The 366-nt window shown below is 62.0% G+C and carries 1 protein-coding gene and 1 pseudogene; both read left to right on the top strand.

Annotated features, from left to right (window positions below; translation table 11 throughout):
- Positions 1-135, top strand: a pseudogene (locus tag R0J88_RS19025) (sarcosine oxidase subunit beta); the annotation flags it as partial.
- Positions 136-160: 25 nt separating this feature from the next.
- On the top strand, positions 161-366 hold a 206-nt coding region (locus tag R0J88_RS19020; protein ID WP_410900733.1), incomplete at its 3' end, for a sarcosine oxidase subunit delta.

The raw sequence follows: 366 nt of genomic DNA, 5'->3' as shown, positions 1-366 counted from the left end.
CCGGGTTCCGGCAACGTCTTTGCCTGGACACTGGCCAAGGGGCGCACCCATCCGCTGGCAGAACCCTTCTCCTATGACCGTTTCAACACGGGCAAGCTGATCGACGAACACGGCGCCGCTGGCGTCGCGCACTGAACCTGCCGTCAGGAGACGACCGACCATGATGCATATCTTCTGTCCCTACTGCGGCGAGCTGCGCGAGGAAGAGGAATTCCACGTCAAGGGCCAGGCGCATATCGAGCGCCCGAAGGACCCCGAAGCCTGCTCCGATGCCGAGTGGGGGGATTATCTGTTCTTCCGCAACAACCCGCGTGGCGTCCACCACGAGCTGTGGATTCACGCCGTGGGCTGTCGCAAGTATTTCAA

The sequence above is a fragment of the Pseudoalteromonas sp. SIMBA_162 genome (genome assembly GCF_046535955.1).
GTDB classification, from domain to species: domain Bacteria; phylum Pseudomonadota; class Gammaproteobacteria; order Enterobacterales; family Alteromonadaceae; genus Pseudoalteromonas; species Pseudoalteromonas marina.
Note: the sequence above shows the minus strand (reverse complement) of the source record. Positions and strands in the feature narration are given on the sequence as shown.